At 67.0% G+C, this 24,898-nt stretch carries 26 protein-coding genes and 1 other RNA gene; 17 read left to right on the forward strand and 10 right to left on the reverse strand.

Annotated features, from left to right (window positions below; translation table 11 throughout):
- Positions 1-3: 3 nt before the first annotated feature.
- The 3 genes from XcuCFBP2542_RS05000 to kdgD all read right to left on the reverse strand — a co-directional run bounded on the left by XcuCFBP2542_RS05000 (position 4) and on the right by kdgD (position 4,011).
- The gene (locus tag XcuCFBP2542_RS05000; RefSeq protein ID WP_338000097.1) at positions 4-1,398 is read right to left on the reverse strand and encodes an MFS transporter; all 1,395 of its coding nucleotides are present in this window, start codon (positions 1,396-1,398) and stop codon (positions 4-6) included.
- Positions 1,399-1,513: 115 nt separating this feature from the next.
- Positions 1,514-3,094 (reverse strand): aldehyde dehydrogenase (NADP(+)), encoded by a 1,581-nt coding sequence (locus XcuCFBP2542_RS05005; protein ID WP_104602525.1) that lies wholly within the window; start codon positions 3,092-3,094, stop codon positions 1,514-1,516.
- Complete coding sequence (gene kdgD, locus XcuCFBP2542_RS05010; RefSeq protein ID WP_104602526.1) at positions 3,094-4,011, reverse strand: 5-dehydro-4-deoxyglucarate dehydratase; 918 nt, start codon at positions 4,009-4,011, stop codon at positions 3,094-3,096. Before kdgD ends, XcuCFBP2542_RS05005 begins: the two co-directional genes overlap by 1 nt.
- Positions 4,012-4,306: 295 nt before the next feature.
- On the opposite strand from kdgD, the gene XcuCFBP2542_RS05015 reads away from it, so the two are divergent.
- Entirely contained in the window at positions 4,307-5,176 is an 870-nt protein-coding gene (locus tag XcuCFBP2542_RS05015) for a LysR family transcriptional regulator (RefSeq protein WP_104602527.1), read from the forward strand.
- Between the two features lie 66 nt (positions 5,177-5,242).
- On the opposite strand, the gene XcuCFBP2542_RS05020 is transcribed toward XcuCFBP2542_RS05015, so the two are convergent.
- The 4 genes from XcuCFBP2542_RS05020 to XcuCFBP2542_RS05035 form a co-directional block, all read right to left on the reverse strand.
- Complete coding sequence (locus tag XcuCFBP2542_RS05020) at positions 5,243-7,414, reverse strand: RelA/SpoT family protein (protein ID WP_104602528.1); 2,172 nt, start codon at positions 7,412-7,414, stop codon at positions 5,243-5,245.
- Positions 7,415-7,542: 128 nt separating this feature from the next.
- Entirely contained in the window at positions 7,543-7,842 is a 300-nt protein-coding gene (gene rpoZ, locus XcuCFBP2542_RS05025) for a DNA-directed RNA polymerase subunit omega (protein WP_002812428.1), read from the reverse strand.
- 287 nt (positions 7,843-8,129) lie between these two features.
- Entirely contained in the window at positions 8,130-8,741 is a 612-nt protein-coding gene (gene gmk, locus XcuCFBP2542_RS05030; RefSeq protein ID WP_104602529.1) for a guanylate kinase, read from the reverse strand.
- Positions 8,742-8,860: 119 nt separating this feature from the next.
- The gene (locus tag XcuCFBP2542_RS05035) at positions 8,861-9,721 is read right to left on the reverse strand and encodes a YicC/YloC family endoribonuclease (protein ID WP_104602530.1); all 861 of its coding nucleotides are present in this window, start codon (positions 9,719-9,721) and stop codon (positions 8,861-8,863) included.
- 109 nt (positions 9,722-9,830) lie between these two features.
- On the opposite strand from XcuCFBP2542_RS05035, the gene rph reads away from it, so the two are divergent.
- From rph to XcuCFBP2542_RS05070, 7 genes are all read left to right on the forward strand, one after another.
- On the forward strand, positions 9,831-10,556 hold the full coding sequence (gene rph / locus XcuCFBP2542_RS05040; protein ID WP_104602531.1) for a ribonuclease PH: 726 nt from the start codon (positions 9,831-9,833) through the stop codon (positions 10,554-10,556).
- Positions 10,557-10,617: 61 nt separating this feature from the next.
- The gene (rdgB, locus tag XcuCFBP2542_RS05045) at positions 10,618-11,217 is read left to right on the forward strand and encodes an RdgB/HAM1 family non-canonical purine NTP pyrophosphatase (RefSeq protein ID WP_167526934.1); all 600 of its coding nucleotides are present in this window, start codon (positions 10,618-10,620) and stop codon (positions 11,215-11,217) included.
- Between the two features lie 15 nt (positions 11,218-11,232).
- Positions 11,233-12,390 (forward strand): radical SAM family heme chaperone HemW, encoded by a 1,158-nt coding sequence (gene hemW / locus XcuCFBP2542_RS05050; protein ID WP_104602533.1) that lies wholly within the window; start codon positions 11,233-11,235, stop codon positions 12,388-12,390.
- Between the two features lie 195 nt (positions 12,391-12,585).
- A complete protein-coding gene (locus XcuCFBP2542_RS05055) occupies positions 12,586-15,003 on the forward strand; it encodes a DUF1631 domain-containing protein (protein WP_104602534.1) in 2,418 nt (805 codons plus the stop codon).
- Positions 15,000-15,347: a PilZ domain-containing protein gene (locus XcuCFBP2542_RS05060; RefSeq protein WP_104602535.1), complete on the forward strand. Its 348-nt coding sequence runs from the start codon at positions 15,000-15,002 to the stop codon at positions 15,345-15,347. Before XcuCFBP2542_RS05055 ends, XcuCFBP2542_RS05060 begins: the two co-directional genes overlap by 4 nt.
- 61 nt (positions 15,348-15,408) lie before the next feature.
- Complete coding sequence (gene pepQ / locus XcuCFBP2542_RS05065) at positions 15,409-16,734, forward strand: Xaa-Pro dipeptidase (RefSeq protein WP_104602536.1); 1,326 nt, start codon at positions 15,409-15,411, stop codon at positions 16,732-16,734.
- A gap of 28 nt (positions 16,735-16,762) precedes the next feature.
- On the forward strand, positions 16,763-17,161 hold the full coding sequence (locus XcuCFBP2542_RS05070; protein ID WP_104602537.1) for an XVIPCD domain-containing protein: 399 nt from the start codon (positions 16,763-16,765) through the stop codon (positions 17,159-17,161).
- Positions 17,162-17,346: 185 nt separating this feature from the next.
- Here the strand turns inward: XcuCFBP2542_RS05070 and XcuCFBP2542_RS05075 are convergent, their stop codons facing one another.
- Together XcuCFBP2542_RS05075 and XcuCFBP2542_RS05080 are read right to left on the reverse strand one after the other, a co-directional pair.
- Positions 17,347-18,678, reverse strand: coding sequence for an aminopeptidase P N-terminal domain-containing protein (locus tag XcuCFBP2542_RS05075; RefSeq protein WP_104602538.1), 1,332 nt, complete (start codon positions 18,676-18,678; stop codon positions 17,347-17,349).
- Positions 18,679-18,691: 13 nt separating this feature from the next.
- Positions 18,692-19,234 (reverse strand): YecA/YgfB family protein, encoded by a 543-nt coding sequence (locus XcuCFBP2542_RS05080; RefSeq protein ID WP_104602539.1) that lies wholly within the window; start codon positions 19,232-19,234, stop codon positions 18,692-18,694.
- 237 nt (positions 19,235-19,471) lie between these two features.
- Between XcuCFBP2542_RS05080 and XcuCFBP2542_RS05085 the strand changes: the two genes are divergently transcribed.
- The 8 genes from XcuCFBP2542_RS05085 to XcuCFBP2542_RS05120 all read left to right on the forward strand — a co-directional run bounded on the left by XcuCFBP2542_RS05085 (position 19,472) and on the right by XcuCFBP2542_RS05120 (position 23,681).
- Positions 19,472-19,693: a TIGR02449 family protein gene (locus tag XcuCFBP2542_RS05085; protein ID WP_104602606.1), complete on the forward strand. Its 222-nt coding sequence runs from the start codon at positions 19,472-19,474 to the stop codon at positions 19,691-19,693.
- Entirely contained in the window at positions 19,690-19,989 is a 300-nt protein-coding gene (locus XcuCFBP2542_RS05090) for a cell division protein ZapA (protein ID WP_104602540.1), read from the forward strand. The genes XcuCFBP2542_RS05085 and XcuCFBP2542_RS05090 overlap by 4 nt, the downstream gene beginning before the upstream one ends.
- Positions 19,990-20,085: 96 nt before the next feature.
- Positions 20,086-20,269, forward strand: a non-coding RNA gene (gene ssrS, locus XcuCFBP2542_RS05095) — 6S RNA.
- 128 nt (positions 20,270-20,397) lie between these two features.
- Positions 20,398-20,988 (forward strand): 5-formyltetrahydrofolate cyclo-ligase, encoded by a 591-nt coding sequence (locus XcuCFBP2542_RS05100; protein WP_372372302.1) that lies wholly within the window; start codon positions 20,398-20,400, stop codon positions 20,986-20,988.
- Complete coding sequence (locus XcuCFBP2542_RS05105; RefSeq protein ID WP_104602541.1) at positions 20,985-21,455, forward strand: EVE domain-containing protein; 471 nt, start codon at positions 20,985-20,987, stop codon at positions 21,453-21,455. Before XcuCFBP2542_RS05100 ends, XcuCFBP2542_RS05105 begins: the two co-directional genes overlap by 4 nt.
- A gap of 53 nt (positions 21,456-21,508) precedes the next feature.
- Positions 21,509-22,156, forward strand: coding sequence for a ribose-5-phosphate isomerase RpiA (gene rpiA / locus XcuCFBP2542_RS05110; RefSeq protein WP_104602542.1), 648 nt, complete (start codon positions 21,509-21,511; stop codon positions 22,154-22,156).
- Between the two features lie 156 nt (positions 22,157-22,312).
- Positions 22,313-22,759: a DUF192 domain-containing protein gene (locus XcuCFBP2542_RS05115; RefSeq protein ID WP_104602543.1), complete on the forward strand. Its 447-nt coding sequence runs from the start codon at positions 22,313-22,315 to the stop codon at positions 22,757-22,759.
- A 40-nt stretch (positions 22,760-22,799) separates the two neighbouring features.
- The gene (locus XcuCFBP2542_RS05120) at positions 22,800-23,681 is read left to right on the forward strand and encodes a SirB1 family protein (protein ID WP_104602544.1); all 882 of its coding nucleotides are present in this window, start codon (positions 22,800-22,802) and stop codon (positions 23,679-23,681) included.
- Between the two features lie 88 nt (positions 23,682-23,769).
- Here the strand turns inward: XcuCFBP2542_RS05120 and XcuCFBP2542_RS05125 are convergent, their stop codons facing one another.
- Entirely contained in the window at positions 23,770-24,009 is a 240-nt protein-coding gene (locus tag XcuCFBP2542_RS05125; RefSeq protein ID WP_104602545.1) for a rubredoxin, read from the reverse strand.
- Positions 24,010-24,032: 23 nt separating this feature from the next.
- On the opposite strand from XcuCFBP2542_RS05125, the gene thiE reads away from it, so the two are divergent.
- Positions 24,033-24,671, forward strand: coding sequence for a thiamine phosphate synthase (gene thiE / locus XcuCFBP2542_RS05130; protein WP_104602546.1), 639 nt, complete (start codon positions 24,033-24,035; stop codon positions 24,669-24,671).
- Positions 24,672-24,898 lie beyond the last annotated feature (227 nt).

Here is a 24,898-nt window from a genome sequence, read left to right on the forward strand (position 1 = left end):
CGGTCAACGCGATACAGGCATGGGCGCGGCCGGGCCACCCGGAGGGGCCTTCAGTTCCACGCGCTTGATTTGCCCGACCACGAACAGATAGGACACCACCGCCAGCAGCGCATTGAGCCCGACAAAGACCAGCGCCCACTCGAAGCTGCCGGTGGTGGAGACGATGTAGCCAATGACAATTGGCGTGGTGATGCCGGCGATGTTGCCGAAGGTGTTGAACAGGCCACCGGACAGGCCGGCGATTTCCTTGGGCGAGGTATCGGCCACCACCGCCCAGCCGAGCGCACCGATGCCCTTGCCGAAGAAGGCCAGCGCCATCAGCCCCACCACCATCCATTCGGCCTGCACGTAGTTGCAGCCAATCATCGTCACCGACATCAGCATGCCCACCACGATCGGCGTCTTGCGCGAGACGGTAAGCGAGTACCCGCGCCGCACCATGCGGTCGGACACATAGCCGCCCAACACACCGCCGACAAAGCCGCACACCGCCGGCAACGAGGCCACGAAGCCTGCCTCCAGGATCGACATGCCGCGCTCCTTGACCAGGTACACCGGGAACCAGGTCAGGAAGAAATAGGTCAGCGTGGTGATGCAGTACTGGCCGATATACACGCCCAGCAGCATGCGGTTGCACAGCAACTGCTTGGCGTAATGCCACTGCGTCCCCTTGGGCTGACTACCGGGCTTGCTGCCCTGTTCCATGTCCACCAGTGCACCATTGCGCTGGATGTAGTCCAACTCCTGCGCAGACAGGCGCGGGTGTTCGCGTGGGGCGTAGATGGTCTTGCGCCACACCAGTGCCAGCAGCACGCCCGCCCCACCCATCACCAGGAACACATGCTCCCAGCCCCAGGCATGCACCAGCCAGCCCATCAGCGGCGCAAACGCCACCGTGGCGAAGTACTGCGCGGAATTGAAGATGGAGGCGGCCAGGCCACGCTCGGCGGTGGGAAACCACGCTGCCACGATGCGGCTGTTGCCGGGGAACGACGGCGCTTCGGCAATGCCCACCAGAAAGCGCAACACGAACAGCGTGGTCACCGCCCAGGCGACCGGCACCCAGCCGATGAAGCCCTGCAACGCGGTGAACAACGACCAGATCAGCAACGACAGCCCATACACGCGGCGCGAGCCGAAGCGGTCGAGCAACCAGCCGCCGGGAATCTGCCCGGCCACATAGGCCCAGCCGAACGCGGAAAAGATGAAGCCCATCTGCAGCGCGTCGATGCCCAGCGCATCCTGGACCGCGGAACCGGCGATGGACAAGGTGGCGCGATCGGCATAGTTGATCGTGGTCACCACGAACAACATCAACAGGATCAGATACCGCCTGCGCGGAACCGTCGGTGCGCCGACTGTCGTTGAACCGACCGTTTTTGAATCGATAGCCATCATCGTTCCTCACCTATGACGATGGAAGCGCACTGCGCTTCGGGATTCCAAGTGGGCCTGCGGTTGGCGTGCCGGACCCTCCTCCGGCACGCCTCAGGCAACATTGCGAACGGGTCGGTCAGTCGTGGCCCAACGCGCCATCCACGCGCCGCCACAGGCCCAGCGGATTGCCGTGCGCCACGGCCGCCGGCAGCAGCGCCGCCGGCAGGTCCTGGTAGCAGACCGGGCGCAGGAAGCGATCGATCGCCAGCGTACCCACCGAGGTGCTGCGGCTGTCGGAGGTGGCCGGGAACGGGCCGCCATGCACCATGGCGTGGCAGACCTCCACGCCGGTGGGCCAATCGTTGACCAGGATGCGGCCGGCCTTGCGCTCGAGCACCGGCAGCAATGCCCCCGCCAGCTCGCTATCGCCGTCGTCCATGTGCAAGGTGGCGGTGAGCTGGCCTTCCAGCTGTTCGCTCAATGCACGCAACTGGGCGATGTCCTTGCAACGCACCAACAGCGAAGAGGCGCCGAATACCTCGGCCTGCAGCGCTTCGTCAGCCAGGAAGGCATCGGCATCGGTACCGAACAACGCCGCCGGGCAACGCCCGGTGTCTGCGGCCGCGCCACGTGCCAGGGTGACGACCTGCGGATGCGCATCCAGGCGCTGCACGCCTTGCGCATACGCATGGCCGATGCCGGTGGTAAGCATCGCCGCCGGCGATACCTCCTGCAGCGCTTGCGTTACCGAGACAATGAAGCCATCCAGTGCCGGCGAATCGATCGCCAGCAGCAGGCCGGGGTTGGTGCAGAACTGCCCCGCGCCCAGGGTGAGCGAGCCGACGAACGCCTTGCCCAGTGCCGACGCGCGCGCTTCGAGCGCATGCGGCAACAGATAGACCGGGTTGATGGCGCTCATTTCCGCATACACCGGAATCGGCTCGCGGCGTGCGGAAGCAATCTTGACCAACGCCATGCCGCCGCCACGCGAGCCGGTGAAGCCCACGGCCTTGATGCGTGCATCGGCCACCAGCTGCGCGCCCATCTCGATGCCGGCATCGAACAGCAGCGAGAACACGCCTTCAGGTAGACCGCACTGCGCCACTGCGGCCTGGATCGCGCGGCCCACCAGTTCGGACGTGCCCGGATGGGCGCCATGCGCTTTCACCACGACCGGGCAGCCGGCCGCCAGGGCGGAGGCGGTGTCGCCGCCGGCCACCGAAAACGCCAGCGGGAAGTTGCTGGCACCAAACACCGCCACCGGCCCCAATGCGATATGCCGCTGGCGCAGATCCGCACGCGGCAGTGGCGTGCGCTGCGGCATGGCGGGGTCGATGCGCGCCTGCAGCCAGCTGCCTTCGCGCACCACGTTGGCGAACAGGCGCAGCTGGCCCACGGTGCGTCCGCGCTCGCCTTCCAGCCGTGCACGCGGCAACCCGCTTTCGCGCATGGCGCGTTCGATCAGCGCATCGCCCAGTGCCAGGATCTGCTCGGCGATGGTCTCCAGAAAGCCGGCGCGCACTTCCAGCGAGGTGTCGCGATAGGCATCGAACGCCGCGTGCGCCAGCGCGCAGGCCTGTTCCAGATCCTGTGCGCTGGCCGAGGCGAACACCGGCTGCAGCGCTTCGCCGCTGGCCGCATCCAGCCCCTGAAACACCGCGCCGGCGCCGGGCACGCTGCGTTGGCCGATCAACGATTCACCCTGGATGGCATGCATCAGCGGCGTCCTCCGATCAATTGCTTGAGCTGGGCGAATTCGTCCTCGTTGAGGTCGGCCAACGGCGTGCGCACCGGACCGGCCGGGCGGCCCACCGCGCGCATGCCGGCCTTGACGATGGACACCGCATAGCCGGCGCGGCGATTGCGCAGCACCGTATACGGCAGCACGAAATCGTTGAGCTCGCGGTAGATGGTGGCGTGGTCGCGCGCGCGCACCGCCGCATAGAACGCCAGCGCCCACTCGGGCAGGAAATTGAAGATGGCCGACGAATAGGTGGTAACGCCCATTTCCAGATACGGCAGCGCGAAGGTTTCGGCCGTAGGCAGCCCGCCCACGTACAGCAGCCGGTCGCCCAGCCGCGCATAGATGCGGGTCATGCGATCCACGTCGCCGATGCCGTCCTTGTAGCCCACCAGGTTGGGGCAGCGTTCGGCCACGCGCGCCAGGGTCACATCGTCGAGCTTGGCATTGGCGCGGCCGTAGACGATCACGCCGAGCTTGGTTGCCTTGCAGACGCGTTCGACATGGTCTGCCACGCCCTCGGCATCGCACTCGGTCAGGTACGGCGGAAACAGCAGGAGGCCGTCGGCGTCGTTGCGTTCGGCGGCCTGTGCCATCTCGATGGCGATCGCGGTGCCGTAGCCGGCCGGCGCAATTACCGGCATGCGCCCGGCGGTCTGGGTCACCGCGGCACGTACGGCGCGGTTGACCTCGTCCAGGCTCAGCGAAAACAGCTCGCCGGTGCCGCCGGCGGCAAACAGCCCGGCTGCCGGATGCGAGGACAGCCAGTCCAGGTTGGTGCGATAGGCCGGTTCGTCGAACGCCCGCTCGGCATCGAAATGGGTCACCGGAAACGACAGCAACCCGGCGCCAAGCGCCTGGGCCATTTCGGACGGGGTGTATCTGCTGCTCATCGGACAAACGCTCCTAGGCGGGGGTGGGCTGATCCTAGGAACGCAGATCGTTGCTGGTCCAAACCAAATTACGTATTGTTTGATACATGATTCGAATCAATCGCGTCATGGATGACGCGAAACCGGTGCAAATGGCTGCTTTGCAACGGTTTTCTGTGACCTACGTAATTATGGATGCTCGTGCTCGTTGTCGATGCCTTGCCCATGCCCCGCGTATTCATCCGCGCGCCGCGCGCAGAGATGTTGCACGTGCAGCATCGAATTCATCCAAATCGCCCAGCGAGGGGCTGCTTTCATGTTCGATCTGCCCCAGCTGCGCTGCTTCGTCGCGGTTGCCGACGAGCTGCATTTTCGACGCGCAGCCGAGCGGCTGAACATGACCCAGCCACCGCTGAGCCGGCAGATTCAGCTGCTGGAGCACAGCGTCGGCACCGCCTTGCTGGAGCGCAACAGCCGGCATGTGCGGCTGACCCAGGCCGGGCGCAGCCTGCTGGCCGAGGCGCGCGCGATCCTGCGCATGGCCGAGAACGCCGGCCTGCGTGCACGCCGGATCGGCACCGGCGATGCGGGCAGCGTGTCGGTGGGCTTCACTGCCGGGGCCAGCTATCGCTTCCTGCCCGAGGCCATCGCGCGCTGGCGCAGGCAGGCGCCGGATGTGGACCTGCAACTCAAGGAAATGGTCAGCCTGGCGCAGCTGGATGCGCTGGACGCGGGGCGGCTGGATATCGGCCTGCTGCGCCCGCCGATCCAGCGTCCCAGCCTGCACAGCCGGTGCGTGGCGCGTGAGCCGCTGATCGCCGCGCTTCCCGAAGACGCGCCGCTGGCACGCCGCGACAGCCTGCGCCTGCAGGATTTCGACGACCAGCCGCTGGTCAACTACGCACCCGATGAGGCGCGCTACTTCTACGATCTGCTAGCGCAGCTGTTCGGCAGCCGCGGCATCGCGCCGCGCTCGGTGCAATACGTCAGCCAGATCCACTCGGTGCTGGCACTGGTGCGCGGCGGCATGGGCATGGCACTGGTGCCCGAAGGCGCGAGCGGCCTGCGCTATGCCGGCATCGTGTACCTGCCGCTGCGCGATGAGGCGCCGGCCACGCCGGTGGAATTGCATCTGGTGTGGAAGCAGGACAACGACAATCCGGCGCTGCGCCGATTGATTGCCTGAGCCCCCCCCGCTGCAGGCGCCACCAGCCCCATCCTGCGCGGCGACTGCCCGACCCGGCGATGCGGGTTACTGCCGCCCTACGCTTTGCACCACATGCAGGCGACGCAGCCGGCGCATCACTTCGGCCAGATGGCGGCGGTCGCGCACCTGGATATTGAAGCTCAGCACCGCGGCATTGAAATCGCGGTCCAGATAATCCACGCGTTCGATATTGGACTGGCTCTGCGCAATGGCCGCGGCCAGCTGCGCGAGCACGCCGGTGCGGTTTTCCACCTCGACGATCAGCGCGGTGTCGTAATCGCCACTGACGCTGGAATCCCAATCGATCAGCACCCAGCGCTCGGGCGACTTGCGCAGCTCCGCCAGGTTCGGGCAATCCAGCCGGTGCACCACGATGCCCTTGCCGGCGGTGTGGTAGCCCATGATTTCGTCGCCGGGAATCGGTTGGCAGCAATTGGCGAAGCTGATGACGCCGCGCTCGCTGCCATCGATGAGGATCTTTTCGTGCGAGTGCCTGGAATGCCCGCCACCGCGCAGTTCGGCATAGGCCATCAGCGCCTGCGCGGCCTGGGTGGGCATCCAGTTGCCCAGCGCCACATCGGCCAGCAGCGCTTCCAGGCGCGGGTAACGGTGTTCGTTGAGAAACGCATCCAGCCGGCCCTTGGGCAGGCGCTCCAGCGAGGAGTCCATCGCTTCCAGCGCGCGGTCGAGCATGCGGTGGCCCAGCTGTACCGCATCTTCGTGTTCGAGCTGCTTGAGCTGGTGGCGGATCGCGGTGCGCGCCTTGCTGCTGACCACAAATTCCAGCCACTGCGGCTTGGGCGTGGCCGAGCGCGCGGTGATGATCTCCACCGCCTGCCCGCTGACCAGCTTGGTCCGCAGCGGCACCAGCTTCTTGTCCACGCGCGAGGCCACCGCGCGGTTGCCCACGTCGGTATGCACCGCATAGGCAAAATCCAGCGCGGTGGAATTGCGCGGTAGCGCCAGGATCTTGCCCTTGGGCGTGAACAGGTAGACCTCGTCCGGGAACAGATCCACCTTGACGTTGTCCAGGAACTCAAGCGACGAACCGGCCGCGCGTTGCGAGTCGATCAGCTCCACGATCCAGTCGTGCGCACGGCTCTGCGCGCTGTTGGGCGCGGCCGAACCCACCTTGTAGGTCCAGTGCGCGGCCACGCCGCGCTCGGCGATCAGGTCCATCTCTTCGGTACGGATCTGCACCTCGATCGGCGAGCCGTACGGCCCGAACAACACCGTGTGCAGCGACTGGTAGCCATTGGCCTTGGGGATCGCGATGAAATCGCGGAAGCGCCCGTCCAGCGGCTTGAAACTGGCATGCACCGCGCCCAGTGCGTGGTAGCAATCGGCCACCGTACGCACCACCAGGCGGAAGCCGAACACGTCCATCACCTGGTCGAAGGACTTGTTCTCCTCGTGCATCTTCGAATAGATGCTCCACGGCGTCTTGATACGGCTGACCAGGCGGTGTTCCAGCCCTTCCCTGGCCAGCCGCTGCGACAGCTGCACTTCCACCTGTGCCATCGATTCGCGCCGCACCACCGGCTGGCTGCGGATGTGTTTTTCGATGATGGCGTGGCGCCACGGATACAGCGCGCGGAAGCCCAGGTTCTGCAGCTCGGACTTGATGAGGCTCATGCCCAGGCGCTGGGCGATGGGCGCGTAGATCTCCAGCGTTTCGCGTGCGATGCGCCCGCGTGCCTCGGTGCTTTGCGCGCCCAGCGTGCGCATGTTGTGCAGGCGGTCGGCCAGCTTGATCATGATGACGCGCAAATCGCGCGACATCGCCAGCAGCATCTTGCGGAAGCTTTCGGCCGCCGCTTCCTGGCGGTCGCGGAACTTGAGCTTGTCCAGCTTGGTGACGCCATCCACCAGCTCGGCCACCGCTTCGCCGAATTCGGAGGCCAGCTCTTCGCGCGTCAGCGGGGTGTCTTCAATGGTGTCGTGCAGGATCGCGGCGATCAGCGATTCCATGTCCAGGCCCAGCTCGGCCAGCACCCTGGCCACGGCCACCGGGTGGGTGATATAGGGCTCGCCGGACTTGCGGGTCTGGCCGGCATGCGCGGTGGCGCCCACTTCCCAGGCACGGCGCAGGATCGGCAGCTGCTCCTTGGGCAGGTAGCTGGCAGCGCGCTCGAAGTACAGAACGTAATCTGGAATCGCCGGATCGGAGGGCGGGGATTTCGCCACGCTCGCCTGGGCAGTAGGGCCTGGGTTCATGGCGGAAGACTATGCCAGTGGCGCAATGACGGCAAACGTTTGCACACGCCGGCGTACCGCCAACGCCCCAAACGAAAACAGCCCGCGATAAAGCGGACTGTTCGGATCGATCGCCGCGATGCGGGCAATCAGTCGTCGTTCTTGGACATGTCTTCGTCGGCGACCACTTCGGCGGCGGCCCACTCCAGCGCTTCGCGCTCGGCGCGCTCGCGTTCGGCCTTCTCGACTTCATCGATCAGCGCATTGTCGATCCGGCGGGCAGCGATCTCGCGCAACGCCATCACGGTGGGCTTGTCGCTGGCGTCGGCGTTTTCGATCAGCGGCTGCACGCCGTTGGCGAGCTGACGGGCGCGCTTGGAGGCCATCATGACCAGCTCAAAACGGTTGTTCACGACTTCCAGGCAATCTTCTACGGTAATGCGGGCCATGCGGGCTCCCGGCGACCAGCAACGGCCGCGCATCGAATGAGGGAAAGGGGGCGGAGTGTACGCCCGCTACACGGCCCAGGCAACCGGCGGCCGCTAGGTTGCCTTTGGAATCAGCAACTTGGGCAAGGGCCATCGTCCCGTTTCCTCGACTTTGTGCGCAGAACGACGCCCCGGCCCCAGCGCGTGCGCCTCTTGGAGCCGCCGCGTGCCGATCGCCACCCTGCCCACTGCGGCCCGGCACGCCGGCCACGCGACGACCCGATCACCGCGCCACGTGCCCTTGGTCGTTACTCCAGCAGCGCCTGGATCAGCCCCGCATGCCGCTGCTGCTGCGCCTGCCGACGCAAGCGGCTGGCGGTGAAGATGGCGCACATCTCCGCCACGGCGGTATCGAAGGTTTCGTTGATGATGACGTAGTCGAATTCTTCGAAATGCAGCATCTCTTCGCGCGCGGCCGCCAGGCGCTGCGCCATCACGTCCTCGCTGTCCTGGCCGCGCTTGCGCATGCGCTCGTCCAGCGCCTGCCGCGACGGCGGCAGGATGAACACGCTCACCGCATCGGGCACCTTCTGCCGCACCTGGCGCGCGCCCTGCCAGTCGATCTCCAGCAGCACGTCATGGCCGGCGGCCAGCTGCGGCTCCACCGACTGCCGTGCGGTGCCCTTCCAGTCGCCGTGCACCAGCGCGTACTCGAAAAAATCACCCGCTTCGATCATGCCCTGGAACTCGTCGGCGGACACGAAATGGTAGTGCTCGGCATGCCGTTCGCCCGGCCGCGGCGCGCGCGAGGTGAACGAGATCGACAAGGCGATCTTCGGGTCGCGTGCCAGGGTGGCGTTGACGATGCTGCTCTTGCCGGCGCCCGAGGGGGCCGCAACGATATAGAGAGTGCCGCGCATTTTAGGGAATAGGGAGTCGAGAATAGGGAATGGGGCACCGCGCCAAGCAAGCAGGCCAGGGGTGAATCGTACCTGCTTTGACGATTCCCCATTCCCCATTCCCGATTGCCTATTCCCGGCTATTCGATGTTCTGCACCTGCTCGCGGATCTGGTCGATCAACACCTTCAGCTCCACTGCGGCGTTGGAGGTGCGGCTGTCCACCGACTTGGAGCCGAGCGTATTGGCCTCGCGGTTGAACTCCTGCAGCAGGAAATCCAGGCGGCGGCCGACCGGTTCGCGTTGCGTGAGCACGCGGCGGATCTCTCCGATGTGGCTGGACAGCCGGTCCAGCTCCTCGTCCACATCGAGTTTCTGCAGCCACAGCACCAGTTCCTGCTCGGCACGGCCCGGGTCTACCGGATGCGGCAGGTCGGCCAGGCGTGCGGCCAGCTTGGCGCGCTGGCCTTCGCGGATCACCGGGATCAGGCTGCGCACCTGCGCGGCGATGCGCTCGATCGCATCCACCCGCTCACTGATCGCCTCGGCCAGCTTGGCGCCCTCACGCTCGCGTGCACTGACGAAGCCGTCCACCACCTCGTCCAGCAGCGCCAGCGCCTGCGCCTGCAGGGCCGGCGCATCGACATCCTGCACCTGCAGCACGCCGGGCAGCTGCAGCAGCTCGGTGAAGCCCACCTGCAGCCTTGGGAAGCTCGCGTCCAGGCGCGTGGCCAGCGCCCCCAGTTCCTGCAGCAGCGCCTCGTTCACCGCCAGGGTCTGCGCGTTGTCCGGCGCGCGCAGGCGCAGCGTCAGGTCCAGCTTGCCGCGGCTGTTCCTGGCCGCCACGCGCTCGCGCAGCAACGGCTCCAGCGCACGCAATTCCTCCGGCAGGCGCGTGCCCACTTCCAGAAAGCGGTGGTTGACCGAGCGCAGCTCGCAGCCGAGCGTGCCCCAGGGCGTGATGCGTTCGCCGCCGGCAAACGCGGTCATGCTTCGGATCATCGTCAATCCCGTTCCATCAAAGCGCGAATGGTACCCTAGCCGCCCTTGCCAGCTGCCTGCACGCTGCGCAGTGGCGACCTGACAACCTCCCGACTTCCGGACTCATCGCATGACCTTTTCCCGTCCCAGCGGCCGCACGGCCGATCAGCTGCGCCCGGTGCGCATCGAACGCTCCTTCACCCGCCACGCCGAAGGCTCGGTGCTGGTGAGCTTCGGCGACACCCGCGTGCTGTGCACCGCCAGCGTGGAAAACCGCGTGCCGGGGTTCCTGCGCGGCAAGGGCGAAGGCTGGGTCACCGCCGAATACGGCATGCTGCCGCGCTCCACCCACACCCGTTCCGACCGCGAAGCCGCACGCGGCAAGCAAGGCGGCCGCACGCTGGAAATCCAACGCCTGATCGGCCGCGCATTGCGCGCCTGCGTGGAACGCAATGCGCTGGGCGAGCGCACCATCACCCTGGACTGCGACGTGTTGCAGGCCGATGGCGGCACCCGCACCGCAGCCATCACCGGTGCCTATGTGGCACTAGCCGATGCGGTGAACCTGCTGCTCAAGCGTGGCGACATCAAGAAGCACCCGCTGATCGGCGCGGTGGCGGCAGTGTCGGTGGGCATCTACCGCGGCGAGCCGGTGCTGGACCTGGATTACCCGGAAGACAGCGACTGCGACACCGACATGAACGTGGTGATGAACGACGGCGGTGGATTCATCGAGCTGCAGGGCACCGCCGAAGGCCACGCCTTCCGTCGCGAAGAACTCGATGCGCTGCTGTCGCTGGCCGAAAAAGGCATGGGCGAGCTGTTTGCGCTGCAACGCGCCGCGCTGGCCGGATGAAGTGGCGTATCGCCCTGACCACGCTGTACGACACGGCGTGGGATCTGCTGGAGGCCAGGCAATGAAACAACTGGTATTGGCCAGCGGCAACGCCGGCAAGCTGGAAGAACTGCGCGCCATGCTGGCCGGCCTGCCGCTGCAGATCGTGGCGCAGGGCGCGCTGGGCGTGGAGGATGTGCCGGAAACCGGCCTGACCTTCGTCGAGAACGCCTTGATCAAGGCGCGCCACGCCAGTGCGGTGACCGGCCTGCCGGCACTGGCCGACGACTCGGGCCTGATCGTGGATGCATTGGGCGGCGCGCCCGGCCTCTACAGCGCGCGCTATGCCGGCAGCCCCACCAACGCACACGCCAACAACGCCAAGTTGCTCGAGGCGATGCGCGAGCTGCCGGCCGAGCGCCGCAGCGCGCGTTTCTATGCGGTGATCGTGCTGCTGCGCCACCCGGAAGATCCGCAACCGCTGATCGCCGAAGGCAGCTGGGAAGGCGTCATCACCACCGCGCCGCGCGGCGATGGTGGCTTTGGCTACAACCCGGTGTTCCTGGACCCGGTGCATGGCCTGACCGCCGCAGAAATGGACAGCGACCTGAAGAACCGCCTGAGCCATCGCGCAGTGGCGCTGGCCACGCTGCAGCACAAGCTGCATGCACTGGCGCTGTGACCGACACATGGTGTCATGCCTGACCTGATCCCGCCCCCGCTCTCGCTCTATGTGCACCTGCCCTGGTGCGTGCGCAAATGTCCGTATTGCGATTTCAATTCGCATGCGGCCAAGGGCGCGTTGCCGTTCGACGATTATGTCGATGCACTGATCCGCGATCTGGATGCGGATCTGCCGCTGGTCTGGGGCCGGGTGGTACATTCGGTGTTCTTCGGCGGCGGCACGCCCAGCCTGTTTCCACCCGCAGCGATCGACCGTTTCCTGCAGGCGGCCGCGGCGCGGCTGCGGTTTGCGCCGCGTCTGGAAATCACCCTGGAAACCAACCCGGGCACCGCCGAACATGGCCGTTTCGAGCACTACCGCGCAGCGGGCGTGAACCGGCTGAGCTTCGGCGTGCAGAGCTTCGACGATGTGGCGCTGCAACGGCTGGGGCGCATCCACGACAGCGGCGAGGCCGAGCGTGCGATCAAGCTGGCGCAGGATGCCGGCTACGACAATGTCAACATCGACCTGATGTACGCCCTGCCAGAGCAGACGCTGGCCCAGGCCGAGCACGATCTGGAGCGCGCCTTCGCGCTGCAGCCCACGCATCTGTCGCATTACCAGCTCACGCTGGAACCGAACACGGTGTTCTTCGCGCGGCCGCCCAAGGGTATTCCCGACGACGATGCGGCCTGGGATATCCAGGAACATTGCCAACGCCTGCTGGCCGACGCCGGCTATGCGCAGTACGAAGTCAGCGCGTATGCCAAGCCTGGGCGGCAGTGCGCGCACAACCTCAACTACTGGCGCTTTGGCGACTACCTGGGCATCGGCGCCGGTGCGCACGGCAAGATCAGCTCGGGCGCGCAGCAGCAGGTGTTGCGCCGCTGGAAACACAAGCATCCGCAAAGCTATCTGGCCAGCGCCGGCACTGAGGCGTCGATCGGCGGCGACGACAGCGTGCCACGCGAACGATTGCCGTTCGAGTACATGCTCAACCTGCTGCGGCTGCATGAAGGCTTCCGGCTGGGCGACTTCGAAGCCTGTACCGGGCTGCCGGCAGCGGCCATCGCCGCACCACTGGCGCAGGCGGTGGCACAAGGTTGGCTGGTCGAGCACGACGGGCGCGTGCTGCCTACCGAACTGGGCCGCCGTTTCACCAACGACGTGGTGGAGCTGTTCCTGGACTGAGCGCGGCCTACCGATACCTACCACCGACCGCACCTGTCCGGCAAACGGCCAGCCGCCGCTGCACGCGGGCACCGGTTCGCGCTCTGCAATCGCCACTGTCTTCGCTCCCGCATGCAGCCAAGGCACAGCTGTTCGCTGAGCAAGCGGAAAACATGCTACATAGCTCACGCTTCGAACCGCGCCTGCCTCCCCCGAATGCCCATGCCCGCCTTTTCCCAGCCACCCACGCTCCTTGGCCCGATTGCCGATGCGCCCGTCTCCGCGCGCGGCCGACGTCTGCTCGGCATGCTGCAGGCGCACTGCGTGCAGGCGCTGGGCGGGCCGCTGCGGCTGACCATCGTCGAGCTGGAACGCGAGCTGCTGCACCAGGCCGAGCATGCGCGCAGCAGTCAGCTGCAGGCCGATGCCTATGCGCAGACGCGTGGGTTGCGCGAGCATCTGGACCAGTTCCCGCAGCGCTTCCTGCACGCATTGGCGCAGGATCTGGCCAACTTGCAGGAGCGTCCGGCACTGTTGCCGCCACCGGACGCAGCGGCGTTCCCACCCATGCTCAGCCTGGTGGAAGAGAGCGACATCGACCGCGACATCGTGCTCGGCGAGATCGCCCGGCGCGAAACCTCGCGACGCGCCGACGCGCTGCAATTGCTGTCGCAGCGGCTGGCCGTGATCGGCGCGGTGCCGGAGTTCGAACTGGAAGCCGTGCCGCTGGGCCCATATGCGCTATGCCGGATCGTGCGCGACTGTGGCCTGGCCCTGGGGCTTAACCAGGATGGGCAGATCACCCTGTACAAGGTCTTCGTGCGCCAACTGATGGAGCGGCTGGGCGATCTGCTCGAACGCGCCAATGCCACGCTCGAACACGAGGGCATTCTGCCGGGGCTGATCTACCATCCCTACCTGGTCAAACCGACCCAGGTCCGGACCCGGCGCACAGCGCCGTCGGCTACAGATGCTCCCGCGCACAGCGGCGTGGGCAGCGCCGCACGTACAGCGCATCCGGCCACGGCCCGGAATGCAGCGTCCACCCCGCCGACCGCCTGGCAAAGCGCACTGCTCGACCCGCCTGACGGCACGGCCCTCGCGCCTGCCACGGCCGGGGCTGCTGTCGCTGCTGCCGACGTGCAGCCCGGCGCGCCCGTGCTCAGCGGTGCCGTGCATGCACTCGGCGGCCTGCTGTCGTCGGCTCGCCACGCGCAGGCATCGCGCCACGCGGCCCACGCCGGCGCGCCGGGCAGCCTGGTGCAGGCCGCCGCTGCGCACCCGGTCGCATCGGCCACCGAGGCCGAAGCGCTCGCCGTGCCCGCCGCCGCGCTTGGCGAAGCACTGGCCAGCCTGCAACAGGCGCTGCACGCTCCTGCGGCGGCGGCTGTGCCGGCAACCGGCATCGACACGCTGCAGCGCCAGGTCATCGACCTGTTGCGCGCCCAGCATGGCCCGGATGCGGCGCTCTCTTCGCAAGACAACGACACCTTCGATCTGCTGGGCTTGCTCTATGCGCAGATGCAGCGCGAAGTGCACGAGCGCGCGCCGGCGCGGGCCCTGCTAGCCAAATTGCAGGTGCCCGCGCTGCGCGCTGCGCTGGCCGACGCGCATTTCTTCGTCCGCGACCAGCACCCGATGCGCGAGTTGCTCAACAGCGTTGCCGAGTCCGGCGCCGCGTGGCTGAGCGAAGACGAGACCGACCCGCAGTTGCTGCACAAGCTGGGCAGCGTGGTCGACAGCGTGGTCGTCAATTACCAGGGCGACGAGGCGGTGTTTGCCGCGGCCAACGACGACATCCAGGCGCATCTACGCGCACACGGCCGCAAGGCCGAGGTCGCCGAGCGCCGGCATGTGGATGCCGCACGCGGCAAGGAACGCCTGGAATTGGCCAAGCAACAGGCCCAGGCACGCATCGAGGAACTGTGCGAACGCAGCGCACCGCCGCGCTTCGTGCAGTCGTTGCTGCGCCAGGCATGGTCCGACGTGCTCACGCTCACCCTGCTGCGCCAGGGCGGGCCGTCGCCCGAATGGGACGAACGCCAGGCCTTGACCGCGCGCATTGCCGAGGTCACCTGCCGCAGCAAGGGTGAGCCCATCGACACCGCGCTCGCCACTGATGTGGAAACCGCGCTGCTGCAGGTCGGCTATCACCACGATGAAGCGGCCGCGATCGCGCGGCGCCTGGCCACGCCCGGTGGCGAAGACGACCTCACCTCGCGCACCGAACTGGCCGCCAGACTCAAGGCGCGTGCGCGGCTGGGCGACCAGGGCGACGATGCGCAACGCAAACCGGCAGCCGCCCCGCGCACGGCGGCCGAAGAGGACTGCTACGCCCGGCTGCGCAGCCTGCCGTTCGGCACCTGGTTCGAATTCACCCTCAATCAGCAAGGCGACCTGCGACGGCAGCGCTTGTCCTGGTACAGCCCGATGACCGACCACGCGCTGTTCGTCAATCAACGCGGACAGAAACTGGGCGACTACTCGCTCGACGCCCTGGCACGGCTGATGGCCAGCGGCCAGGCACGGCTGCTGGTGGAAGACAAATCGCGGCTGATCGACCGCGCCTGGCATGCCACCGTGCGCACCCTGCGCAGCCTGGCCGGCCACTCCTCCGCAGAGGCGTCCCCATGATGCAGGACACCCGCCGCGCCCCCCGTCGCCAGCCCAGCGACCTGGTGCCGGTCATCGACATGCTCAGCGAGGCGCAGATCGGCCGCGTCGGCAACGTCTCCGAAACCGGCATGCTGCTGTTGGCCTCGGCTCCGCTGCGCGACGATGCGCTGTACCAGCTGCGTTTCAGCCTGCCCGAGCGCAGTGGCCGCAGCACCGAGATCGATGTCGGCGTGCATCTGCTGTGGACCGACGCGGCGCACGCGCCGGGGCAGGCCTGGGCCGGCTTCCGCTTCCTGAGCCTGTCCGAACCGCACCGCCTGCGCCTGCGCGCCTGGATCGCCGAAGAACACCTGGTCGGCTGACCCCTTCACCGGGTTTGCGGCAAAATCGCGCCCTGCCTTTGCATTGCCGATCGAGTCCCGCATGCCCCAGCCTTCCCTCAGCCACCTGTATTCCGACCACCTGCGCACGCTCAGCACGCGCGCCGACCAGGCGCTGCAGCGCGGCGGCTTCGATCACCTGGTGGTGCCCAGCGGCAACCTGCACTACCAGGTGTTCGACGACCGCGACTACCCGTACGCGGTGAACCCGCAATTCAAGGCCTGGGTGCCGCTGACGCGGGTGCCCAACAGCTGGCTGGTCTATACCCCGGGCCAGCGCCCGACGGTAATCTTCCATCAACCCTTCGACTACTGGCACGTGGTGCCCGATGCGCCGAACGGTTGGTGGGTGGAGTACTGCGACATCCACATCATCCGCACGCCCGAGGAGGCCCTGAAACTGCTGCCCGCGCGCAGCGAACGCTGCGCCATCCTGGGCGAGGCAAACAGCGCGCTCGGTGCCTACGTGCCGAACAACCCGCCGCCGGTGCTGGATGACCTGGAGTACCAGCGCGCCTTCAAGACGCCCTACGAACTGGCGCTGATGCGTATCGCCCAGCAACTGGCGGTGCGCGGCCATCGCGCCGCCGAAGCGGCGTTCCGCGCCGGCCAGAGCGAATTCGGCATCCATATGGCGTACTGCGCCGCAGTAGGCCAGGACGCCAACGAGCTGCCGTACGGCAACATCATCGCGCTCAACGAACATGCCGCGGTGCTGCACTACACCGAGCTGGGCCAGCAGCCGCCGCAACCGCTGCGCAGCTTCCTGATCGATGCCGGCGCCTCGGCCTACGGCTATGCCAGTGACATCACCCGCACCTACGCCGCCGACACCGGCAGCGAGTTCCAGGCGCTGATCGAGGCGGTGGACGCCGCGCAGGTGCGCATGGGCCAGAGCGTGCGTGCCGGCGTGGACTACAAACAGCTGCATGTGGACGCGCACCTGGCGCTGATGGGCATCCTCAAGGAGTTCGGCATCCTCACCGTCTCGCCCGAGGCGGCACTGGCCACCGGCGTCAGCGCCGCGTTCTTCCCGCATGGCCTGGGCCACCTGATCGGCCTGCAGGTGCACGATGTGGCCGGCTTTGCCGCCAGCGACCGCGGCGGCCGCATCGAGAGGCCGGCAGGGCATCCGTATCTGCGCCTGACCCGCGTGCTGGAACCGGGCATGGTGGTGACCATCGAGCCGGGCGTGTACTTCATCGACATGCTGCTGGAGGAGGTCAAGCGCAACGGCCACGCCGCCAGCATCGACTGGCAGCGCGTGGAGCACTTCAAGCCCTATGGCGGCATCCGCATCGAAGACGAAGTCGTCTGCACCGACGAGGCGCCGGAAAACCTGACGCGCCCGGTATTCGACGTACCATGACCCGTCCTGTCCCGCACGGAGCATTCCCATGAACGACCCCCGTCAGGCCTCGCATCCCGACCACGCGATGTACCAGCAGATCGAACGCGGCGTGCATGCCATCGACGCCGCGCACGGCCGCACACCCGACCAGGCCAGCGCGCGGCTCACTGCCGCGCTGTTGCCGCTGGCCAAGGAAAACGGCCTGTCGCGCGTGGACCACGTCCTGATGAGCCAGGCCTATGGCAACGGCGTGCACAACGGCGAGAACGTGTTCGTGGTGGAGGGCGACCCCACCCATCACGCCCACCTGCGCGCGCGCATGAACACCGAGCAGGCACTGAACACACCGGAAGAGCAGTCGTTCGAACGTGCGCGCCAGCTCGCCGGCCCCGCCGAGCAGGTGCCGCAGCCCGAGCGCACGCAGACGCCCCAGCTCGATCAGTAGATCGCGTCGGCGGCACTGGCTGGTGACGCAGGCTGGCGCACGCTGTGGCCTTGCCGATAACGCTTCATCGTGCGCCAGCGCGCTCCTACGCGTGAATGTGGTGCGCGGCGCGGGCATGGCAGGCGTGGGCACGCACGGTACGATCACCCGCTGGTCGGTGCCCGTACAGCGCGTAGGCGGCGGCCTCAGGCCTGCGCGCCTGCCATGTCTGCCTCGATCTCCTCGGCGCTGCGTGCCAGTGCATCGGTCAACACGCGATGCCCATCGGCAGTCACCAGCACATTGTCTTCGGTGCGGATGCCGATCCCGCGCCACTTGGCCTCCACCGAGGTGTCGTCAGCGGACACATAGAGCCCCGGCTCGATGGTGAATACCATGCCGGGCTCGAGCAGGCGCGACTCGCCGGCCAGCTTGTAGTCGCCAACATCGTGCACGTCCAGGCCCAGCCAGTGACCGGTCTTATGCCGATAAAAACGCTTGTAATGGCCTTCGGCGATGTTGCGCTCCAGCTTGCCCTTGAGCAGGCCCAGGCGCAGCAGGCCTTCGGTCAGGGTCTCCACTGCCGTCAGATGCCCGGCTTCGTAGGCCACACCGGGGCGCGCCTGGGCCAGCGCAGCGGCCTGCGCGGCACCGACCAGATCGTGCAGTGCACGCTGGGCCGGGGTGAAGCGGCCATTGATCGGAAAGGTGCGGGTGATGTCGGCGGCGTAGCCGCGGTACTCGGCGCCGGCGTCGATCAGCACCAGCTCGCCGGCGCGGCAGCGCGCCGCATTGGCGCGGTAATGCAGCACGCAGGCATTGCTGCCGGTGCCGACGATGCTGCCGTACGCCGGCCACGCATCGGCGGCGCGGAATTCGCGCTCCACCTCGGCCTGCAACGCGTATTCGTGCACGCCCGGGCGTGCCAGCCGCATCGCCGCACGATGCGCACGCACGCTGATGTCGGCCGCCTGCTGCATCAACGCAATCTCGTCGCGCGACTTGAACAGGCGCTGCTCGTGCAGCAGATGGCCCAGCTCCAGGAACTCGTGCGGCGGCTGCGCGCCGTGGCGTACCTGCTCGCGCACGCGCTTGAGCCAGCCGATCAGCTTGAGGTCGAAATCGACGTCGCGCCCGAAGTGGTAGTACACCCGGCTGCGGCCTTCCAGCAGGCCCGGCAGGATCTCGTCCACATCGTCGATGGGATAGGCATCGTCCATGCCATAGTGCTCCACCGCGCCTTCCTGGCCTTCGCGCGGGCCGTCCCAGGCTTCGCGCTCGGCATCGCGCTCGCGGCAGAACAGGATCGCCTCGCCATGTTTGCGGCCAGGCACCAGCACCAACACTGCTTCGGGTTCGGGAAACCCGCTCAGATACCAGAAGTCCGAATCCTGCCGGTACGGGTAATGCGTGTCATGGCTGCGCACACGCTCGGGCGCGGCCGGCAGGATCAGGATGGCGTGCTCGCCGGCCATCTGCATCAGTTGCTTGCGCCGGCGCGCGTATTCGGCCGCGCCGATCCCGGTGAGCTTTTTCATGTCGGTGCGACGATCAGTTCAGACGTTGGCGGAAACGCGGCCCCATCACGCAGTCGCCATGCAGCAACAGCACCGCCACGCGCACGAATTCCTCGATCTCGGCCAGCGCGGCATCGTCTTCCTCGCCGGCATCGAAATCCTCGCTGGAGGCCTGCGCCAACCGCGCCAGATCCTGCAACGCTTCCTCGCCTTCCTCGGTCAGCGCCGGGTGCTGCTGCGCGGCCAGCCCGAACCCACCCAGAAATGCACGGCACCAGTCGAACAAGGCATCCGTGCGCGCCGACAGCGGGGCGCCGTCCTCCACCAGCAGCAGCTCGAACGCAAAGTCGCGGTCTTCCAGCTGCATGACCGTGGCCTGGCGCAGCTGATCCAGCGCGCCGCCCTGTTTGGGCGCCATCTGGGAGGGTTCGGCCAGGATGCGCGCCAGCCAGTCGGCGCCATCGGCGCCGCCACCGGACAGCCACCCGCACAGCCCGCCATGCAATTCCGCCGCAGACGACGCCAGCGCAAGCTGGCGGCTTTCGGTTTGCACAGCGGTCACGTCAGGCAGATCCATCGAGTCATCCAGGCTAAGAGCAGAAAGGTGCCCGCACGCTGGCGGGCAAGCTGACGTTCCAGTGTACCAAGGCGGCCTCCGCTCGACCTCTTGCTTGAGGTTCCATGCAGCGTTCCACGCATGTCGTGCGTGTCGCTGCCGCTGGCTGCAGGCCTTGGCAGGCTTGACCTTGCGCGGCGCAACCGCCCGTCCAGCGAGCGCTTGACCGCTGCGCGCACGCCCCCCTATCGTGGGCACATGGACAATGCCGCTGCCCTCGCCCAGATCCGCGCACTTGCCGCCCGCGTGGAGGCGCTGGTCGAGCGTGCTCAACGGCTGAGCGACGAAAACCGCAGCCTGCGCCACCAGCAGGAACAACTGATCGGCGAACGCGCGCAATTGCTGACCAAGAACGAGCAGGCACGCTCGCGCGTGGAAGCGATGATCGCGCGCCTGAAGTCACTGGAGCAGCACACGTGAGCAACAACGAACCGGTCAGCGTGCGTATTCTGGATCGTGAATACACGGTGGGCGTGACGGCGGAAGAGCGCGAGAGCCTCACCGCAGCGGCACGCCTGCTGGATCTGCGCATGCGTGAGATCCGCGGCAGCAATCGCATGGCTGCCGTCGATCGCGTCGCCGTGCTGGCTGCACTGAATCTGGCGCACGAATTGCAACAGGTGCGAGAGCAGCAGACACGCTACGAGCGTGAACTGGCCACCACGCTGGACACCTTGAATCGCCGGTTGGACAGCGTCGCCGACACGCCGCGTTGAGGCGTACGTCGCACTGCCGTCGCAAAGATGAACTTTTGAACGCGCGCGCCGACGAATGGGCTAGCCATCGCGCCGCAGAGGTCTATACTTCACCTGCGTTCTCTGCTGTAAACGACAGCGTGCAAAACATTCGCCTTGTCCCTTAATGACGACCATGGGGGCGCGACGAAGCCGGGTGTGCAAGTCCGCCTTGTAGCGGGAAGCCCGATGGCCTCACAACGTTCCCACTTGAACCCCGGGTTCAAGGTCGTTTCGCCCGCATCGTCACGGCGGAGAATGCAAATCTGAAACGACGCCTCCGGGCGTCGTTTCTTTTTGCGTCTCTGTCGCCAAACCCACGACAATCGCCCCGTGTCGCTGCAACCGCGCAGCAACCACATTGCTCCCTCCCTTCGTCACGAGCGTCCGATGACCGACGACAGAAACGCATTGCGTCAACGGCTGCGCGCCCAGCGCCGTGCGCTGCCGGCAGCGCAGCGGCTGGCGGCGGCCGATACCTTGTGCGAACGTCTGCTGGCGCTGCCATTCGCACCGCAGACCGGTGCGGTGGCCGGGTACTGGGCAATGGATGGCGAAATCGCGCTGCACCGCTGGCAACTCGGTTTGCCGGCCGGCGTGCGCTACTGCCTGCCCTTGCTGGACGGGCGGGTGCTGCGCTTTGCGCCGTGGCGCCCCGGCCAGGGGCTGACCAGTAATCGCTACGGCATTCCGGAACCGGACGTAGACCGCGCCGACACCCTGGCACCGGAGGACATGGCCCTGGTGATCGCCCCGCTGACCGGCTTCGATGCGGCGTGCCGGCGGCTGGGCATGGGAGGCGGCTGGTATGATCGCAGCTTCGCGTTCCGGCATCGCCAGGCGCCGCCGCCGTGGCTGGTCGGTGTCGGCTTCGCCGCACAACAGGTGCCTGCCCTGCCGACCGAACCCTGGGACGTGGCGGTGGACGCCATCTGCACCGAACACGCCACCTTCCTGAAAGACGACGCCGTTTCCGTATGACTGCCCGCACGCGCTACTGGTTGATGAAGTCCGAGCCGGACACCTTTTCCATCGATGATCTGGAGCGCGTCGGCACCGAGCCGTGGAACGGCGTGCGCAATTACCAGGCGCGCAATTTCATGCGCGACGGCATGCGGGCGGGCGATGGCGTGCTGTTCTACCACTCCAACTGCAAGGTGCCTGGCATCGTCGGCATCGCCAAGGTGGCCAGCGCGGCGTACCCGGACGACACCCAATTCGACCCGAAATCCGACTACCACGACCCCAAGTCCAGCCGCGAAGATCCGCGCTGGATGCTGGTGGACGTGGCATTCGAGCGCAAACTCCAGCGCACCATCGCGCTGGACGAGATCAAGCAGCACGCCGACGCGCTGGGCGAAGGCTTTGCGTTGATTGCGCGCGGCAACCGCCTGTCGATCCTGCCGGTGACTGCCGCGCAATGGAAGCTGTTGCTGGCGATGGAATAGCCGCGACCAGCCGCCTTTGCGATTCCCGATTCCCCAATCCCGAGCTCTTACCCATGTCCGAAGCAAAACGCCTGGCCGCCGAGAAAGCGATCGATTACGTGGAAGACGGCATGATCGTCGGTGTGGGTACCGGCTCGACGGTGGCCTATTTCATCGATGCACTGGGCCGCATCGGCCAGCGCATCAAGGGCGCGGTGTCCAGCTCCGAACAAAGCACCGCACGGCTGCGCCAGCATGGCATCGAGTTGCTGGACCTCAACCACACCGGCAACCTGTCGCTGTATGTGGATGGCGCCGATGAGTGCGATCCGAACCGTTGCCTCATCAAGGGCGGCGGCGCCGCGTTGACGCGCGAGAAGATCATTGCCGAGGCCAGCGAGCGCTTCATCTGCATCATCGATCCGAGCAAGCAGGTGCCGGTGCTGGGCCGCTTCCCGCTGCCGGTGGAGGTGATCCCGATGGCGCGCAGCCTGGTGGCCCGCCAGATCCTGGCGTTGACCGGCGGCCAGCCGGTGTGGCGCGACGGCGTGGTCACCGACAACGGCAACGTGGTGCTGGACGTGCACAACCTGCAGATCACCGATCCGGTGGCACTGGAGCGCAGCTTGAACCAGATCCCCGGCGTGGTCTGCGTCGGCCTGTTTGCGCGCCGCCCGGCCGATGTGGTGATCGTCGGAGGCGAACCGCCGCGCGTGCTCTGACGCACGACGACTGCAACGCGCGTTCTCAAGCTCCCCGCAAGCGCGCCGACTCCCCCCCGTCACCGAGCCTGCCTTGTGCCGGATGCGCGCCAGCGGCTTGACGCGCATCGACGCATGGCAGATGGTGCGCCATTGCTCGCCTCGTCGGTCTGCCCCATGCACCTTGTCCGCTTCCTCGCCCTTGCCTGCCTGATCCTGCTCGGTGGCTGCGCCAGCCGCGGCCCATGGGTGGAGCTGGCCGGCACGCGCTACCGGGTGGAAGTGGCGCAGAACGACGCCGACCGCACCCAGGGCCTGATGTTCCGCGATGCCATGGACGAGGACCGCGGCATGCTGTTCATCCACGACCGCCAGGAACCGCTGGCGTACTGGATGAAGAACACCAAGATCGCGCTGGACATCCTGTATTTCGACAACCAGCGCCGCCTGGTGTCGCAGCAGCGCGACGTGCCGCCCTGCTCTGGCGGCGATGCCTGCCCGCCCTACCCCAGCAAGGGGCCGGCGCGCTACGTGCTGGAACTCAATGCCGGCCAGGCCGCCCGGCTCAACCTCCAGGACGGCAGCGAGCTTGTTTTCAGCCCGGACATTCCCAAGCTGAAGTGATTCACAGCGATGCGGTGTCGCCTGTCAGGAAGTACCGGACTTGAACCCCATGCCGCTTGCCGACACTCTTGGCAGCATGGTCGACATGCTCCCACTTCCCCACTGGACCGCGCTCGCCAGCCTGGATGACGAGGCGGTGCCGCTGATGTCCACCGCGCTGCTGATCGCGCGCGACGAGTATCCGCAGCTGGACGCCGGGTTGTACGACACGCTGGTGCAGAGCCATGTCGAACACCTACGCCGCGAAGTGGACGCGATCGACCTGTGGCCATTGAAGATGGCGGCGATCAACCGCTACCTGTTCGATGAATTGGGGTATTCGGGCAATCACGACGAGTACTACGACCCGCGCAACAGCTATCTCAACCAGGTGTTCGAGCGCCGCCTGGGCAACCCCATCTCGCTGGCGATGGTGCAGATCGAAGTGGCGCGGCGCCTGGGGATCCCGCTGGCAGGTGTGTCGTTTCCCGGACATTTCCTGGTGCGCCTGCCGGTGGACGACGGCGTGCTGGTCATGGACCCGTTCAACGGCGGTCGCCCGCTGGGCGTGGACGAGCTACGCGAGCGCGCCCGCCCGCACCTGGGCGGCGAGATCCCCGACGACCGTGCGCTGGCGCAGATCCTCGACCCGGCACCGCACCGCACGATCCTGATCCGCATCCTGCGCAACCTGCACGGCGTCTACGCCGACGCCGAGCACTGGGACCGGGCCGCGCGCAGCGCCGACCGCATCCTGAAGCTGGTTCCGGACCAACCCGAGGCACTACGTGACCGCGGCATGGCCTACCTGCACCTGGGCCATCGCTCCGGTGCACGCCACGATCTGTCCCGTTACGTGCTGCTCAATCCGAGCGCACAGGATGCAGGCAATCTGCACGAGCACCTGGTCGAGTTGAACAGCCAGCGCACGCACGCGCACTGACCCCCTGTACGCGTCACGCGATCCGCTTGGCCACCGCAGTATGGCCCTGCTACCCGTGATCGATACCCCATCCGGGCAGACAAGCGCTTTAATCGATCTCCACCATCTCGAAATCGTCCTTGGTGACGCCGCAGTCCGGGCAGGTCCAGGTGTCGGGCACGTCCTGCCAGCGGGTGCCTGGCGCGATGCCTTCTTCGGGAATGCCGTCGGCCTCGTGGTAGAGAAATCCGCAGACGACGCACATCCAGGTGCGGTAGATGGTGGTGGATGCGTCACTCATTGGATAATCGCGGTCACGTAACGGTGGGGCTGCATTGTCCCACTCCACTCACCGCTTTCGGAAGCGCTGCCATGCCCAACCGCCTTGACGCCCGCGGCGTGTACCTGATTACCCCCGATGAGCCCAACACCCACCGTTTGCTCCTGCGCACCGCACCTTTGTTGTCATCCATCACCTGGCTGCAATACCGCAACAAGCAGGCTGATGCGGCCTTGCGGCTGCGCCAGGCCGGCGCCCTGCGCGAGGCCTGCGCGGCACATGGCGTGCCCTTGATCGTCAACGACGATGCACAGCTGGCTGCGCAGATCGGCGCGCAAGGCGTGCACCTGGGCGAGGACGATGGCGACGTGGCGGCCGCGCGCGCCTTGTTGGGCGAGCAGGCGATCATCGGGGTGTCGTGCTACGACGAGATCGCGCGCGCGCGCGCCGCCGCAACTGCCGGCGCCAGCTACGTGGCGTTCGGCGCGTTCTTCCCCACCCCCACCAAGCAGACCACGCGGCGCGCCACGCCTGCGCTGTTGCAGCAGGCGGCCGAGCTAGGGCTGCCGCGGGTGGCGATCGGCGGTATCGCCGCTACACAGGTGCCCGAACTCGTCACCGCAGGCGCCGATCTGGTGGCCGTGGTCAGTGGCGTGTACGCGGCGCCGGATCCGGTCGCTGCAGTGCAGGCGTATCGGGCAGGGTTTGCGGGGGCGCGCGACAAACCCTGAAGCGCTGCAGGTTATTTATTCCAGCTCGACGCTCTGCTTCACGACAGCAAGATTTCACTCGCGGCATCGCTTGATTTCAAAAGCTGGTTGGTCGGGTGCGCGGTGCCCTCGCCGCACCAGACAGTAGGCCGGCGGTCTATTGAAGAGCGAGGCACTGTTTCGCCAGCTTGCTGATTGCTTGTTGAAAGCCTTGCACACCGACCATCTCGACTGGTCCTTGCCCGCCT

The organism is Xanthomonas cucurbitae (genome assembly GCF_002939885.1).
In the GTDB taxonomy this organism is placed as follows: domain Bacteria; phylum Pseudomonadota; class Gammaproteobacteria; order Xanthomonadales; family Xanthomonadaceae; genus Xanthomonas; species Xanthomonas cucurbitae.